The sequence below is a fragment of the Pseudomonas sp. RGB genome, from assembly GCF_007713445.1.
Classification (GTDB): domain Bacteria; phylum Pseudomonadota; class Gammaproteobacteria; order Pseudomonadales; family Pseudomonadaceae; genus Aquipseudomonas.
Genome location: NZ_VMSH01000001.1, coordinates 146,333 through 159,974 on the forward strand (window position 1 = coordinate 146,333; position 13,642 = coordinate 159,974).

Annotated in this window: 11 protein-coding genes; 7 read left to right on the top strand and 4 right to left on the bottom strand. The window is 60.5% G+C overall.

Going from position 1 to position 13,642, the window contains the following annotated elements:
* Nucleotides 1–177: 177 nt before the first annotated feature.
* On the top strand, nucleotides 178–441 hold the full coding sequence (locus FPT15_RS00670; RefSeq protein ID WP_145157573.1) for a hypothetical protein: 264 nt from the start codon (nucleotides 178–180) through the stop codon (nucleotides 439–441).
* A 150-nt stretch (nucleotides 442–591) separates the two neighbouring features.
* Here the strand turns inward: FPT15_RS00670 and FPT15_RS00675 are convergent, their stop codons facing one another.
* From FPT15_RS00675 to FPT15_RS29700, 3 genes are all read right to left on the bottom strand, one after another.
* Nucleotides 592–1,695: a GlxA family transcriptional regulator gene (locus tag FPT15_RS00675; RefSeq protein ID WP_005792167.1), complete on the bottom strand. Its 1,104-nt coding sequence runs from the start codon at nucleotides 1,693–1,695 to the stop codon at nucleotides 592–594.
* 507 nt (nucleotides 1,696–2,202) lie between these two features.
* Complete coding sequence (locus FPT15_RS00680; RefSeq protein WP_145157575.1) at nucleotides 2,203–3,579, bottom strand: L-serine ammonia-lyase; 1,377 nt, start codon at nucleotides 3,577–3,579, stop codon at nucleotides 2,203–2,205.
* A gap of 51 nt (nucleotides 3,580–3,630) precedes the next feature.
* Nucleotides 3,631–3,783 (bottom strand): hypothetical protein, encoded by a 153-nt coding sequence (locus FPT15_RS29700; RefSeq protein ID WP_178119641.1) that lies wholly within the window; start codon nucleotides 3,781–3,783, stop codon nucleotides 3,631–3,633.
* A gap of 210 nt (nucleotides 3,784–3,993) precedes the next feature.
* Here FPT15_RS29700 and FPT15_RS00685 point away from each other — a divergent pair, with 210 nt between their 5' ends.
* The 3 genes from FPT15_RS00685 (at nucleotide 3,994) to choV (ending at nucleotide 7,028) form a co-directional block, all read left to right on the top strand.
* Entirely contained in the window at nucleotides 3,994–4,941 is a 948-nt protein-coding gene (locus FPT15_RS00685; RefSeq protein ID WP_145157577.1) for a choline ABC transporter substrate-binding protein, read from the top strand.
* Nucleotides 4,942–5,007: 66 nt separating this feature from the next.
* Entirely contained in the window at nucleotides 5,008–5,853 is an 846-nt protein-coding gene (choW, locus tag FPT15_RS00690) for a choline ABC transporter permease subunit (protein ID WP_076017809.1), read from the top strand.
* Entirely contained in the window at nucleotides 5,850–7,028 is a 1,179-nt protein-coding gene (gene choV / locus FPT15_RS00695) for a choline ABC transporter ATP-binding protein (protein ID WP_106575606.1), read from the top strand. Before choW ends, choV begins: the two co-directional genes overlap by 4 nt.
* A 188-nt stretch (nucleotides 7,029–7,216) precedes the next feature.
* On the opposite strand, the gene betT is transcribed toward choV, so the two are convergent.
* Nucleotides 7,217–9,208 (bottom strand): choline BCCT transporter BetT, encoded by a 1,992-nt coding sequence (gene betT / locus FPT15_RS00700; RefSeq protein WP_145157579.1) that lies wholly within the window; start codon nucleotides 9,206–9,208, stop codon nucleotides 7,217–7,219.
* A gap of 334 nt (nucleotides 9,209–9,542) precedes the next feature.
* Between betT and betI the strand changes: the two genes are divergently transcribed.
* The 3 genes from betI to betA all read left to right on the top strand — a co-directional run bounded on the left by betI (nucleotide 9,543) and on the right by betA (nucleotide 13,564).
* A complete protein-coding gene (gene betI / locus FPT15_RS00705) occupies nucleotides 9,543–10,136 on the top strand; it encodes a transcriptional regulator BetI (protein ID WP_145157581.1) in 594 nt (197 codons plus the stop codon).
* Between the two features lie 110 nt (nucleotides 10,137–10,246).
* On the top strand, nucleotides 10,247–11,719 hold the full coding sequence (betB, locus tag FPT15_RS00710; protein ID WP_106575609.1) for a betaine-aldehyde dehydrogenase: 1,473 nt from the start codon (nucleotides 10,247–10,249) through the stop codon (nucleotides 11,717–11,719).
* A 141-nt stretch (nucleotides 11,720–11,860) separates the two neighbouring features.
* Nucleotides 11,861–13,564, top strand: a complete 1,704-nt coding sequence (gene betA, locus FPT15_RS00715; protein WP_145157585.1) for a choline dehydrogenase — start codon at nucleotides 11,861–11,863, stop codon at nucleotides 13,562–13,564.
* Nucleotides 13,565–13,642: the final 78 nt, after the last annotated feature.

The window sequence follows — 13,642 nt, forward strand, 5'->3', positions numbered from 1 at the left end:
CCAAACCTTCAAGCTGCGTGCCTGGCATTCAGTGTGCCTATTACTTCTGTCGGTAAATGACCCGAAAACGACCTGCTCATAGCCATATGAGCCATTCGTCAATTCTGCCCTTGCCGACCGGACGGGGGCCTACCAGAATCCCAGTCAGTCCCCGCTCCCTACACCAGGATGAACGTCATGATGCACGCGGATTTGATTGATCAGGATGACCTGCTGGGCCAACTGCGCTCGCTGGGTTTTGAAGTCTCCAGCGGTGCCACCGCCGAGCAGGCTTGCGAGTGCGCGGTACGTGGTTTGAGCGCTGCGCGGGCCAAGGCGCTCAAGAGCATGGTGGAACAGATGTACACCGGCAGTGCGACAATCTTGCCGGCCGTACGCCAGGCGATCGACAAGCAGCTGTTGCCGGCGTTGGTGCAGTTCAAGCAGAACTCCGGCGCCTGACAATCCCCTGTGGCCAGCGGGCTTGTCCTGCGTTGGGCTGCGCAGCAGCCCCAATCCAGGCAATGCGGTGTATCAGACGAACCTCAACACGCGGTTTTGGGGCCGCTGCGCAGCCCAACGCGGGGCAAGCCCGCTCGCCACTAGGTTGGGTTAGAGCCTGACACTCGCAAACGTCGACTCGTTCCTGGCCTGGCTCAACGCCGACATCGGCCCGGACAACGGTGACAACACCAGCGCCTGCGGAATCGGCATCATCGCCACTTGCTGGGTAGTGTTGGACCCTACGCGCTCATCGCGCGGCGGAATGCCGAAGTATTCGCGGTAGCACTTGGAGAAGTGCGGCGTGGACACAAACCCGCACACCGAGGCCACTTCGATGATCGACATCGGCGTTTGCTTGAGCAACTGCCGTGCACGGATCAGGCGCAGCTTCAGGTAATAGCGCGACGGCGAGCAGTGCAGGTATTTCTGGAACAACCGCTCCAGCTGACGACGCGACACGGCGACGTACACCGCCAGCTCGTCCAGGTCGATCGGCTCTTCGAGGTTGGCTTCCATCAGCGCGACGATTTCCTGCAGCTTCGGCTGGTTGGTGCCGAGCATGTGCTTGAGCGGCACACGCTGGTGGTCCTGTTCGTTGCGGATGCGTTCGTACACAAACATTTCGGAGATGGCGGCGGACAATTCACGGCCGTGGTCGCGGCTGATCAGGTGCAGCATCATGTCCAGCGGCGCGGTGCCGCCAGAGCTGGTGAAGCGATTGCGGTCGAGGGTGAACAGGCGCGTGCTCATGGCCACGCGCGGGAAGGCTTCCTGCATCGACGCCAGGCATTCCCAGTGCACGCTGCAATCAAAACCGTCGAGCAAACCGGCGCAGGCCAGGGCCCAACTGCCGGTGCACACCGCGCCAAGACGACGCGACTGACGCGCCTGGCTTTGCAGCCACGAGACGTGCTCACGGGTAACGGTACGCTGGATTCCCACGCCGCCGCACACGATCACAGTGTCCAGGGCCGGGGCTTTGTGCATGGAGGCATCGGGGGTGATTTGCAGGCCGTCGCTGGCCCACACCTGGTTGCCGTCGACACTCAGGGTTGTCCAGCGATACAGCTCGCGGCCGGACAGCTGGTTGGCCATGCGCAGCGGTTCTACTGCCGAGGCCAGGGAAATCAGCGTGAAATTGTCCAGCAGCAAAAAGCCGATGGATTGAGGCGCACGGTTCTGGGGTTGAGCCCCGGAGTTGAACGACGTCATCGCGGTATCTCCTCACACAAAGCGGGTGATGGCCTCAGGCGAGGCTCTTGTTATTGCGCTCACCCTGGAAAGGAGAGGCTTTGAATTGATAGAGCAAATGCCATGCCTAAAATTGAATGGCCATTCAATAACTCCTGAAAACGACCTGATGACGCGTCTATATAAGCCCGCGTAAGGAGTGCGGGATAGGCCCCGAAAAGGCCGCTGGAGTGAGCCTGCTCACGGGGTGTGAGCAGATCGGTAGCACTTGTGGGAAGGCGCTTTGAGCGCGTGGGAAAAGTCTGTCACCGCACGCACAGGTGACGGGTGGTCGGGCGAGGAATCGTCTGAGGGCTACTTGTCTGTTTGCGACGCGCTAAAAGGTGGCGCTTTTGGGTCCGGGTGTTCACTTTATGAGCAGTGTTGGACGGACTACCGCTATCGGGGGCAAGCCCCCTCCCACCTTTTGAATTGTGAATACCTTCAAGTGTGGGAGGGGGCTTGCCCCCGATTAGCCGCAACTCGGTATCAGCACTCGACAGCACTCACCGCCAACCCGCCCCGCGAGGTTTCCTTGTACTTGTCGTGCATGTCCGCGCCGGTATCGCGCATGGTGCGGATCACCCGGTCCAGGGAGATAAAGTGCTGGCCATCGCCACGCAGCGCCATCTGCGCCGCGTTGATGGCTTTTACCGCGGCAATCGCGTTGCGCTCGATGCACGGCACTTGCACCAGGCCGCCCACCGGGTCGCAGGTCAGGCCGAGGTTGTGTTCCAGGCCGATTTCGGCGGCGTTGCACAATTGTTCCGGCGTGGCGCCAAGGATTTCCGCCAGCCCCGCCGCGGCCATGGCACACGCCGAACCCACTTCACCCTGGCAGCCGACTTCGGCGCCGGAAATCGAGGCGTTCTTTTTGCACAAAATTCCCACGGCCGCCGCGCTGAGCAAATAGTCGACCACGTTGGCTTCGGTCACCTCGTCGCTGAATTTCATGAAGTAGTGCAGCACCGCCGGGATGATCCCCGCCGCGCCATTGGTCGGTGCGGTGACCATGCGCCCACCCGCTGCGTTTTCCTCATTCACCGCCAGGGCGAACAGGTTGACCCACTCCATCGCGCTCAAGGTCGAGCCAATCACATTCGGCTTGTTCAACTCCTGCAAGCTGCGGTGCAACTTGGCGGCGCGGCGCCGCACGTTCAAACCACCGGGCAGGATGCCTTCGTGCTTGAGGCCCTGCTCCACGCAATCCTGCATGGCGCGCCAGAGTTTCATCAGGCCGCTGCGGATTTCTTCTTCGTCGCGCCAGGTCTTTTCGTTGGCCAGCATCAACTCGGCCACGCGCAGGTTATGGGTTTTGCACAGCTGCAACAGCTCTACAGCGCTGGAAAAATCATACGGCAGCTCGGTGCGGTCCATATCCGCCACGCCGCTTTGCGCCTGGGCCTGGTCCACCACAAAACCGCCGCCGACCGAATAGTAGGTATCGCGGTGCAGCTCGCCGTCATCGCCGAACACCACAAGGGTCATGGCGTTAGGGTGAAACGGCAGGTTTTCGTCGAGCAGGCGCATGTCGCGCGCCCAGACGAAGGGCACCGGCAGGCGGCCGTCGAGCAAGAGCGTGTCGGTCTCGCGCAGGGTATGAATACGCAGGCCGATGTGCGCCGGGTCGATTGCGTCCGGCCATTCGCCCATCAGGCCCATGATGGTGGCGGTGTCGCTGCCGTGGCCGATGCCGGTGGCCGACAAGGAGCCGTACAGCTGAACTTCAACGCGCCTGACCTGTTCCAACAGTTCACGTTCACGTAATGCCTGGACGAACAACGCCGCGGCGCGCATGGGGCCGACGGTGTGAGAACTAGAAGGCCCGATGCCGATCTTGAACAGGTCGAAAACACTGATAGCCATTGCGGTAGAACTCCTCGATAAGCACGGCCAGGCTTGAACGAGGTGCTACGCTCAGATCGCCCAGATGGCGGCATCATCAAGCTTTTGCTTGCCCTCACGGCGTCTCACACCGACGTAACCATGCTCACCAACGCCGCCCTCGTGCGATCGGGCGTTTTGGCCGTTTTTAGCGGTGCAGATCGGTAAAAACTGCGGTTTTGCCATTGGAAAAACCTGTAAGCGACGTCACCGACACTGGATACGACCATCCCTGTACTGGATACGACGCCCCCTGTAGGCGTCAGATTTTCACTGGTACATGATCAGTCTCGACTCGTTTGCAAGGCACCGTGCCGTCGCCTCGATGCACGCCCCAACCGCAACACATATAAAGCGCGGCGAATGCCGCCAGAAAAGACACAGGAGTCTACCCCGATGAAAGGTTCACCCTCGTTGTTGTTGGCCGCCATGCTGAGTCTGCCAGTTGTGGCACACGCTGCAGAACCGGAACAGTGCAAGACCGTCAACTTCTCCGATGTCGGCTGGACCGACATCACCGTCACGACCGCGACCACCAGCGAAGTCCTCAAGGGCCTGGGCTACAAGCCGCGCACCACGATGATTTCGGTACCGGTGACTTACAAGTCACTGGCCGACGGCAAGAACATGGACATCTTCCTCGGCAACTGGATGCCGACCATGGAAAACGACATCAAGCAGTACCGTGATGCCGGCACCGTGGAAACCGTGCGCGCCAACCTGGAAAACGCCAAGTACACCCTGGCGGTCCCGGAGGCGCTGTACAACAAGGGCCTGAAAGACTTCGCCGACATCGTCAAATTCAAGGATGAACTGGGCGGCAAGATCTACGGGATCGAGCCGGGCAACGACGGCAACCGCACCATTCAGACCCTCATCGACAAAGACGCCTTCGGCTTGAAAACCGCAGGTTTCAAAGTGGTCGAGTCCAGCGAAGCCGGGATGCTCTCGCAAGTGGAACGCGCCTCCAAGCGTGACCAGGCCATCGTGTTCCTGGGCTGGGAACCGCACCCGATGAACACCCGCTTCAAGATGAAGTACCTGACCGGCGGTGACGACTCGTTCGGCCCCAACTACGGCCAGGCCACCATCTACACCAACGTTCGCAAGGGCTACACCCAGGAATGCAGCAACGTTGGCCAATTGCTGAAAAACCTGTCGTTCACCTTGAACATGGAAAGCACCCTGATGGGTAACGTCCTTGACGACAAGATGAAGCCTGACGCCGCGGCCAAAGCCTGGCTGAAGAAGAACCCGCAAGTGCTCGACACCTGGCTGGCCGGTGTGACCACCGTGGATGGCAAACCCGGTTTGGAGGCCGTCAAAGCTTACCTCGACAAGTAATCGCTGACCCCGGGCCGGTGCGCTGGCCCGGGATGTTTTCCCCTTCGCATGTGGACATTCACTACCATGCTGACTGAACATAAAATCCCACTAGGCCAGTACATCGCTGCCTTCGTCGAATGGTTGACCCAACACGGTGCCAACTACTTCGACGCAATCGCATCGACCCTGGAAACGATGATCCACGGCGTGACGTTTGCGCTGACCTGGTTCAATCCGCTGGCATTGATCGGTCTGATTGCGCTACTCGCTCACTTCATTCAACGCAAATGGGGCCTGACGGTGTTTGTCATCGCCTCCTTCTTGCTGATCCTGAACCTGGGGTACTGGCAGGAAACCATGGAAACCCTCGCGCAGGTGCTGTTCGCCACCCTGGTCTGCGTGGTCATCGGCGTGCCGCTGGGCATTGTTGCCGCGCACAAACCGATGTTCTACACCCTGATGCGGCCGGTGCTCGATCTGATGCAGACCGTGCCGACCTTCGTCTATCTCATCCCTACCCTGACCCTCTTCGGGCTGGGTGTGGTGCCCGGGCTGATTTCCACGGTGGTGTTCGCAATTGCCGCGCCGATCCGCCTGACCTACCTGGGCATCCGTGATGTGCCGCAAGAATTGATGGACGCCGGCAAGGCCTTTGGCTGCTCGCGCCGTCAGTTGCTCTCACGCATTGAACTGCCCCACGCCATGCCGAGCATTGCCGCCGGCATTACCCAATGCATCATGCTGTCGTTATCGATGGTGGTGATCGCGGCCCTGGTGGGCGCTGACGGCCTCGGCAAGCCGGTGGTCAACGCACTCAACACCGCCGACATCGCCCTGGGCTTTGAAGCCGGCCTGGCAATCGTGTTGCTGGCCATCATGCTCGACCGCATCTGCAAACAACCCGACGCCAAAGTAGGGGGTGATGCATGAGCATTATCCGATTCGACAATGTCGATGTGATCTTCTCCAAAGACCCGCGCGAAGCCCTCAAGCTGCTCGACCAGGGCATGCACCGCAACGAAATCCTGAAAAAGACCGGGCAGATTGTCGGCGTTGAAAAAGCCAGCCTGGACATCGAGAAAGGCGAGATCTGCGTGCTGATGGGCCTGTCCGGTTCCGGCAAGTCGAGCTTGCTGCGCTGCATCAACGGCCTCAACACCGTCAGCCGTGGCCAGCTGTTTGTGGAGCATGAAGGTCGCCAGATCGACATCGCTTCATGCACGCCGGCCGAGCTGAAAATGATGCGCACCAAGCGCATCGCCATGGTGTTCCAGAAATTCGCATTGATGCCGTGGCTGACGGTGCGTGAAAACATCAGCTTCGGCCTTGAGATGCAGGGCCGTCCGGAGAAAGAACGCCGCGCGCTGGTGGATGAAAAGCTCGAACTGGTGGGCCTGGCCCAATGGCGCAACAAGAAGCCCGACGAGTTGTCCGGCGGCATGCAGCAGCGCGTCGGCCTGGCCCGCGCGTTGGCGATGGACGCCGATATCCTGCTGATGGACGAACCCTTCTCCGCCCTCGACCCGCTGATCCGCCAGGGCCTGCAGGATGAACTGCTGGAGCTGCAACGCAAGCTGAGCAAGACCATTGTGTTTGTGAGCCACGATCTGGATGAGGCGCTCAAACTGGGTAGCCGCATCGCGATCATGAAAGACGGCAAGATCATCCAGTACAGCGTGCCGGAAGAGATCGTGCTGAACCCGGCGGACGACTATGTGCGTACCTTCGTCGCCCACACCAACCCGCTGAACGTGCTGTGCGGCCGTAGCCTGATGCGCACCCTGGACAACTGCACGCGGGTCAACGGCTCGGTGTGCCTCGATCCGGGCGGCGATTCCTGGCTGGACCTGGCCGAAGGCAACACGATCCAGGGCGCCCGCCAGAATGGCGCGGTGATGAACCTGCAGAACTGGGCACCGGGGCAAGCCGTGGAAGGGTTGGGCCGGGTACCGACGCTGGTGGATTCCAATATCGGCATGCGCGATGCATTGCAGATTCGTTATCACACCGGCAACAAGCTGGTGCTGCATAACAACAACCAGGTGGTGGGGATTTTGGGGGACAGCGAGCTTTACCATGCCCTGCTAGGCAAGAACCTGGGCTGACAAACACTGCACATCTCAATGTAGAAACTGGGTCAATGTGGGAGGGGGCTTGCCCCCGATTGCGGTGTATCAGTAACAGAAGTACTGACTGACACATTGCTATCGGGGGCAAGCCCCCTCCCACATTTAGTTCTGTTTACATATTTGGACTCAGTGGTGTCGGTGAGGACACCACCCGTCTTCAACTATCAGCTATAGACACGGCCAAGGAGCTGCCGATGGCTTTCAAACTGATCGAGCACGTCCCGGGTGATCTGTTCCTGGGTGAAGCCCATCAGGTCGTACTCTTGAGGTCCGTTGTGCAGGTAGACCTCGGCCCGGTAGTAACGCGTGCGCTCTTCTTCAGGCAAGTCGCTCGGTGCCGACGAATAAGCATCCAGGCTCACCTCATAGACAAACGGGTTGCCCTCTTCCATCTCGATGCGCACACCGATGCAACGCTTGGATTTGCCCAACAAGGTCTGCACTTCCAGCCCTTGCTCACGCAACGCCGTCGCCGCCTCTTCCAACGCCGGCGTGACATGCTTGTCCATAAAGCGCTGCACGGTGGCCTGGCTCGGTTGCAGGTCCAGCGCGGTCAAACGCTCGCTGAAACCACGGCGGCCACGCTCAGCCAGTTGCGCTTGCTCCTGTTCGATGGCCACGTCCTGGCGCATGGCCTTGTGCAAACCGAACATGAACAGAATCAGCACCACCGAGAACGGCAGCCCCGCCAGCACCACCATGGTTTGCATGGCTTCGAAGTTACCCGCAAACAGCAGGCCAATGGTCACCAGGGTGATCACGACCGACCAGAAGATCCGCAGCCAGTGCGGCGCATCTTCGTCCACATTGCCGCCTTTGCACGACAGGTTGGCCATCATCACCGCGCCGGAATCCGCCGGGGTCAGGAACAGCACAAAGCCCACGAAGATCGACACGCCGATCACAATTTTCGACGCCGGGTAATGCTCCAGCAATTGGTAGATGGCCATCGACGGTTGTTCCAGCGCCGTCTTGCCCAACTCCACGGCACCGTGGTTGAGCACCAGGTCCAGGGCCGAGTTACCGAAGATCGACAACCACGCCAAGGTGAAGCCCAGCGGGATCAGCAGCACGCCGGCCACCAGTTCACGCACGGTACGACCACGGGAAATACGCGCGATGAACATGCCCACGAATGGCGCCCAGGAAATCCACCAGGCCCAGTAGAACAGCGTCCACAGGCCCATCCAGCGCTCGGTCTTGTCGGCGTCGCCTTCGTACACATACAGGTCGAAAGTTTTCAGCACGATACCGTTGAGGTAGTCACCGGTGTTCTGCACCAAGCCATTGAGCAGGTGCAGGGTCGGGCCAAACAGCAGCACAAAGATCAGCAAACCGCTGAACAGCACGATGTTGAGGTTGGACAGGCGGCGAATGCCGTTCTCCACACCCGACACGGCGGCGATGGTCGCCACGGTGCTCATCACGATGATCACGATCAACAGGTTGGTGTTGCTGTGCGCCATGCCGAACAGGTTTTCAAGCCCCGACGACACCTGCATCGCGCCAATCCCCAGGTTGGTCACCAGGCCCAGCAGGGTCACGAACATGCCGAAGCCGTCCACCGCGTGGCCAGCCGCGCCCTTCACCCAACGCTCGCCCACCAGCGGGTACAACGCCGAACGCAAGGCCAGCGGCTGGTTATGGCGATACGCGAAGTACGCCACGGCCAGGCCGACCAAGGCATAGATCGCCCAGCCGTGCAGGCCCCAGTGCAGGAACGTCAGTTGCAGCGCCTGGCGTGCCGCGCTATTGCTGGCAGCCGCGCCTTCGGGCGGGTTGAAGTAGTGGTCCAACGGCTCCGAGGCACCGAAGTACAACAGCGAGATGCCGATGCCCGACGAGAACAGCATGCCGGCCCAGGCGCCGTAGCTGAAGTCCGGGGTGTCGTCCTTGCTGCCCAGTTTCAACTTGCCGTAGGACGAAAACGCCAGGCCGACCACAAAGACCAGGTAGGCAGCGATGACCACCATGTAGTACCAGCCGAAGCTTTTCGACAGCCACGCCTGTGCTACGCCGAGCATGCGCCCGGCCTCCTGCGGGGCGATGATCAGAATGGCGGTCAACAACAGAATGAGCGCGGTGGAGGTGTAGAACACCCAACCGTTGACCCGGACCTTTTCCGGCGGGGTCTTTATAAGAGAGGCAGAACTCATGGCGCAGATGCTCCGGGCAGTGCGAGAGAGAAACACAAGGCAACGGTTATCCCGGGACATCGATTTTTCGGCAGTCGACGGACGGGTGTTATAAAGACACCCCGAAAATTCTTGAGCCTCGCCAAAGCGACGCCCAGGCCCTGATACGGCCTGTTTCAAGGGTTTTTGCAGGTGTCAGAGGCAGTGGCTCACAGGTAGGAAATATCTGCAGGTCGCGACCATTTGTCGCAGATCTTATTCTTTGTTGATTGAACGTTCAATCAAAACAAAATAGACTGGCCTTCAAGCCGACGGACGTTTATCGCCCAACGGCAGGCCTAAGGAGAGGTGCTACATGCCCAAGGTCGGTATGCAACCCATACGCCGCCAGCAGTTGATCGAAGCCACCTTGACGGCCATCGATCAGGTCGGAATGGGAGATGCCAGCATTGCGCTGATCGCCCGTTTGGCCGGCGTCTCGAACGGCATCATCAGTCACTACTTTCAGGACAAGAACGGCCTGATCGCCGCGACGATGCGGTACTTGATGAATGTGCTGATCGAGAACGTCCACGAACGCAGGCAAGCGCTGAAGGACGACAGCCCACGGGCGCACCTTCGGGTGATCATCGAGGGCAACTTCGATGCCAGCCAGGTCAATGGACCGGCAATGAAAACCTGGCTGGCCTTCTGGGCCACCAGCATGCATCACCCGTCATTGCACAGGTTGCAGCGGATCAACGATCAACGTCTGTATTCCAACCTGTGCTGCCAGTTCCGCCGAGTGCTGCCGCTGCCTCACGCACGCAAAGCAGCCAGAGGACTGGCGGCCCTGATCGACGGTTTGTGGTTGCGCGGCGCCCTGTCGGGAGACGCTTTCGACACGGAGCAGGCGCAACGGATCGCTTACGAATACATGGATTTCCAATTGGCCAAGCAGGTGAGTTAGAGCACACATAACCGCTCAACCCCTGAACGTCTGCCGCTCAGTGTTGCCAGAAACCCCATGGCTCACCGGCGGCGGGTAACGCCAACCACTTATGCACTTGCGAGGACTTTATGGCCCGTTTCGAACTGCAAAAACTCTACATTGACGGCGGCTACAGCGACGCTGGCAGCGATGCCACCTTCGAAGCCATCAACCCGGCTAACGGTGAAGTTCTCGCCCAAGTGCAACGTGCTACCAAGGAAGACGTTGAACGTGCCGTGGTCAGCGCCGAAAAAGGCCAGAAAATCTGGGCCGCGATGACCGCCATGGAGCGTTCGCGCATCCTGCGCCGTGCCGTCGACATCCTGCGCGAGCGCAACGATGAGCTGGCCGCCCTGGAAACCCTGGACACCGGTAAAGCCTTCTCCGAAACCCAATACGTCGACATCGTCACCGGCGCCGACGTGCTGGAATACTACGCAGGCCTGGTGCCGGCCATCGAAGGCGAGCAGATCCCGCTGCGCGACACGTCGTTCGTCTACACCCGCCGCGAACCGCTGGGCGTGGTCGCCGGTATCGGCGCGTGGAACTACCCGATCCAGATCGCCCTGTGGAAATCCGCACCGGCCCTGGCTGCCGGTAACGCGATGATCTTCAAACCAAGCGAAGTCACCTCGCTGACCACCCTGAAACTGGCCGAGATCTACACCGAAGCTGGCGTGCCGGCTGGCGTGTTCAACGTCCTGACGGGCAGCGGCCGTGAAGTCGGCACCTGGCTGACCGAGCACCCGCGCATCGAGAAAGTCTCGTTCACCGGCGGCACCGACACCGGCAAGAAAGTCATGGCCAGCGCTTCGAGCTCCTCGCTCAAAGAAGTCACCATGGAACTGGGCGGCAAGTCGCCGCTGATCGTGTTCGAAGACGCCGACCTGGATCGCGCGGCCGACATCGCGATGATGGCCAACTTCTACAGCTCCGGCCAGGTCTGCACCAACGGCACTCGCGTGTTCGTGCCTAAGCACCTGCAGGCAGCCTTCGAAGCCAAGATTGTTGAGCGTGTTGCGCGCATCCGCATTGGCGACCCGCAAGACGAGAACACCAACTTCGGACCGCTGGTCAGCTTCGCCCACATGGAAAGCGTGCTCGGCTACATCGCCAAAGGTAAGGAAGAAGGCGCTCGCGTCCTGTGCGGCGGCGACCGTCTGACCGATGGCAACTTCGCCAAAGGCGCCTACGTGGCCCCGACCGTGTTCACCGACTGCACCGACGAGATGACCATCGTCCGTGAAGAAATCTTCGGCCCAGTGATGAGCATCCTCACTTACGAGACCGAAGAAGAAGTGATCCGTCGCGCCAACGACACCGACTTCGGCCTGGCCGCGGGCCTGGTAACCAAAGACCTGAACCGCGCTCACCGCGTGATTCATCAGCTGGAAGCGGGTATCTGCTGGATCAACGCCTGGGGCGAATCCGACGCCAAGATGCCGGTCGGTGGCTACAAGCAATCCGGTGTGGGCCGTGAGAACGGCATCAGCTCGCTGAACAACTTCACCCGCATCAAATCGGTACAGGTTGAGCTGGGCGATTACGCCTCGGTGTTCTAACACCCGAGCGTTGTATTGCCTGCGAGGCCTCATCGGGGGCAAGCCCCCTCCCACATTTGAAGGTATTCACAATTCAAATTGTGGGAGGGAGCTGCCCCCGATGAGGCCCGACCTGACCACACTTCAAAGAGGGTGCATCCAATGTCCCAAGAATACGATTACATCATTGTGGGTGCCGGCTCCGCCGGTAACACCCTGGCGACCCGTCTGACCGAAGACGAAGGCGTCACCGTCCTGCTGCTGGAAGCCGGCGGCCCGGATTACCGTTTTGACTTCCGTACCCAAATGCCGGCCGCGCTGGCGTTCCCGCTGCAAGGCCGCCGCTACAACTGGGCCTACGAAACCGATCCAGAGCCGCACATGGACGGTCGCCGGATGGAATGCGGTCGCGGCAAGGGCCTGGGCGGCTCCTCGCTGATCAACGGCATGTGCTACATCCGTGGCAACGCGATGGACTACGACAACTGGTCGAAACTGCCAGGTCTGGAAAACTGGACTTACCTCGACTGCCTGCCGTATTTCCGTAAAGCCGAAACCCGCGACATCGGCCCGAACGACTACCACGGTGGCGAAGGCCCGGTCAGCGTGACCACGCCCAAAGCCGGCAACAACCCGCTGTTCCACGCCATGGTTGAAGCCGGCGTGCAGGCCGGTTACCCGCGCACCGACGACTTGAACGGCTACCAGCAAGAAGGCTTCGGCCCGATGGACCGTACTGTCACGAAAAATGGCCGTCGCGCCAGCACCGCACGCGGTTACCTGGACACGGCTAAAAAGCGTTCGACCCTGACCATCGTCACCCACGCCCTCACCGACAAAGTCTTGTTTGAAGGCAAGCGTGCCGTTGGCGTGCGTTACCTGATCGGCGCTGCCGAAGAGCGCGTTGAAGCCCGCGCGCGCAAAGAAGTATTGGTGTGCAGCGGCGCAATCGCTTCGCCGCAACTGCTGCAACGCTCCGGTGTGGGTCCGGCCAAACTGCTCGAAAGCCTCGACATCCCGGTGGTTCATGACCTGCCAGGCGTCGGCGAAAACCTGCAGGACCACCTTGAGCTGTACCTGCAATACGCCTGCACCCAACCGGTGTCGCTGTACCCGTCGCTGCTCTGGTACAACCAGCCTGCGATTGGTGCCGAGTGGCTGTTCAACGGCACCGGCATCGGCGCCAGCAACCAGTTCGAGGCCGGCGGTTTTATCCGTTCGCGTCCGGAATTCGAATGGCCGAACATCCAGTACCACTTCCTGCCGGTGGCGATTAACTACAACGGCAGCAACGGTGTGAAAGAGCACGGTTTCCAGGCACACATGGGTTCCATGCGCTCGCCGAGCCGTGGCCGCGTGCAATTGAAGTCGAAGAACCCACGGGACTACCCGAGCATCCTCTTCAACTACATGGCCACTGAGCAGGACTGGCAGGAATTCCGTGACGGCATCCGCCTGACCCGTGAAATCATGCAGCAGCCGGCGCTGGACCCCTACCGTGGCCGCGAAATCAGCCCGGGTATTGAAGTGCAAACCGATGAGCAACTCGACAAGTTCATCCGCGAGCACGCCGAAACTGCGTTCCACCCGTCCTGCTCGTGCAAAATGGGCACCGACGAGATGGCTGTAGTGGATGGCGAAGGCCGTGTGCATGGCATGCAGGGTCTGCGCGTTGTGGATGCGTCGATCATGCCGATCATCACCACCGGCAACCTGAACGCGCCGACGATCATGATCGCCGAGAAAATCGCCGACAAGATCCGTGGCCGCCAACCGCTGCCGCGCAGCACCGCCGACTACTACGTAGCAGGCGATGCGCCGGTGCGTGGCAAGCCGATGCGTGAAGTCGGCCCTACCGCGCAGTAAACCCTCACCTGTGGCGAGCGGGCTTGCCCCGCGTTGGGCTGCGTAGCGGCCCCAAAATCTTGGGAGCGCTTCGCACTC

What these genes read in the sequence shown, in the direction of transcription:
- FPT15_RS00670 (WP_145157573.1), top strand. Translation starts at nt 178, where the DNA reads ATGATGCACGCGGATTTGATTGATCAGGATGACCTGCTGGGCCAACTG.
- FPT15_RS00675 (WP_005792167.1), bottom strand. Translation starts at nt 1,695, where the DNA reads ATGACGTCGTTCAACTCCGGGGCTCAACCCCAGAACCGTGCGCCTCAA.
- FPT15_RS00680 (WP_145157575.1), bottom strand. Translation starts at nt 3,579, where the DNA reads ATGGCTATCAGTGTTTTCGACCTGTTCAAGATCGGCATCGGGCCTTCT.
- FPT15_RS29700 (WP_178119641.1), bottom strand. Translation starts at nt 3,783, where the DNA reads ATGGCAAAACCGCAGTTTTTACCGATCTGCACCGCTAAAAACGGCCAA.
- FPT15_RS00685 (WP_145157577.1), top strand. Translation starts at nt 3,994, where the DNA reads ATGAAAGGTTCACCCTCGTTGTTGTTGGCCGCCATGCTGAGTCTGCCA.
- choW (WP_076017809.1), top strand. Translation starts at nt 5,008, where the DNA reads ATGCTGACTGAACATAAAATCCCACTAGGCCAGTACATCGCTGCCTTC.
- choV (WP_106575606.1), top strand. Translation starts at nt 5,850, where the DNA reads ATGAGCATTATCCGATTCGACAATGTCGATGTGATCTTCTCCAAAGAC.
- betT (WP_145157579.1), bottom strand. Translation starts at nt 9,208, where the DNA reads ATGAGTTCTGCCTCTCTTATAAAGACCCCGCCGGAAAAGGTCCGGGTC.
- betI (WP_145157581.1), top strand. Translation starts at nt 9,543, where the DNA reads ATGCCCAAGGTCGGTATGCAACCCATACGCCGCCAGCAGTTGATCGAA.
- betB (WP_106575609.1), top strand. Translation starts at nt 10,247, where the DNA reads ATGGCCCGTTTCGAACTGCAAAAACTCTACATTGACGGCGGCTACAGC.
- betA (WP_145157585.1), top strand. Translation starts at nt 11,861, where the DNA reads ATGTCCCAAGAATACGATTACATCATTGTGGGTGCCGGCTCCGCCGGT.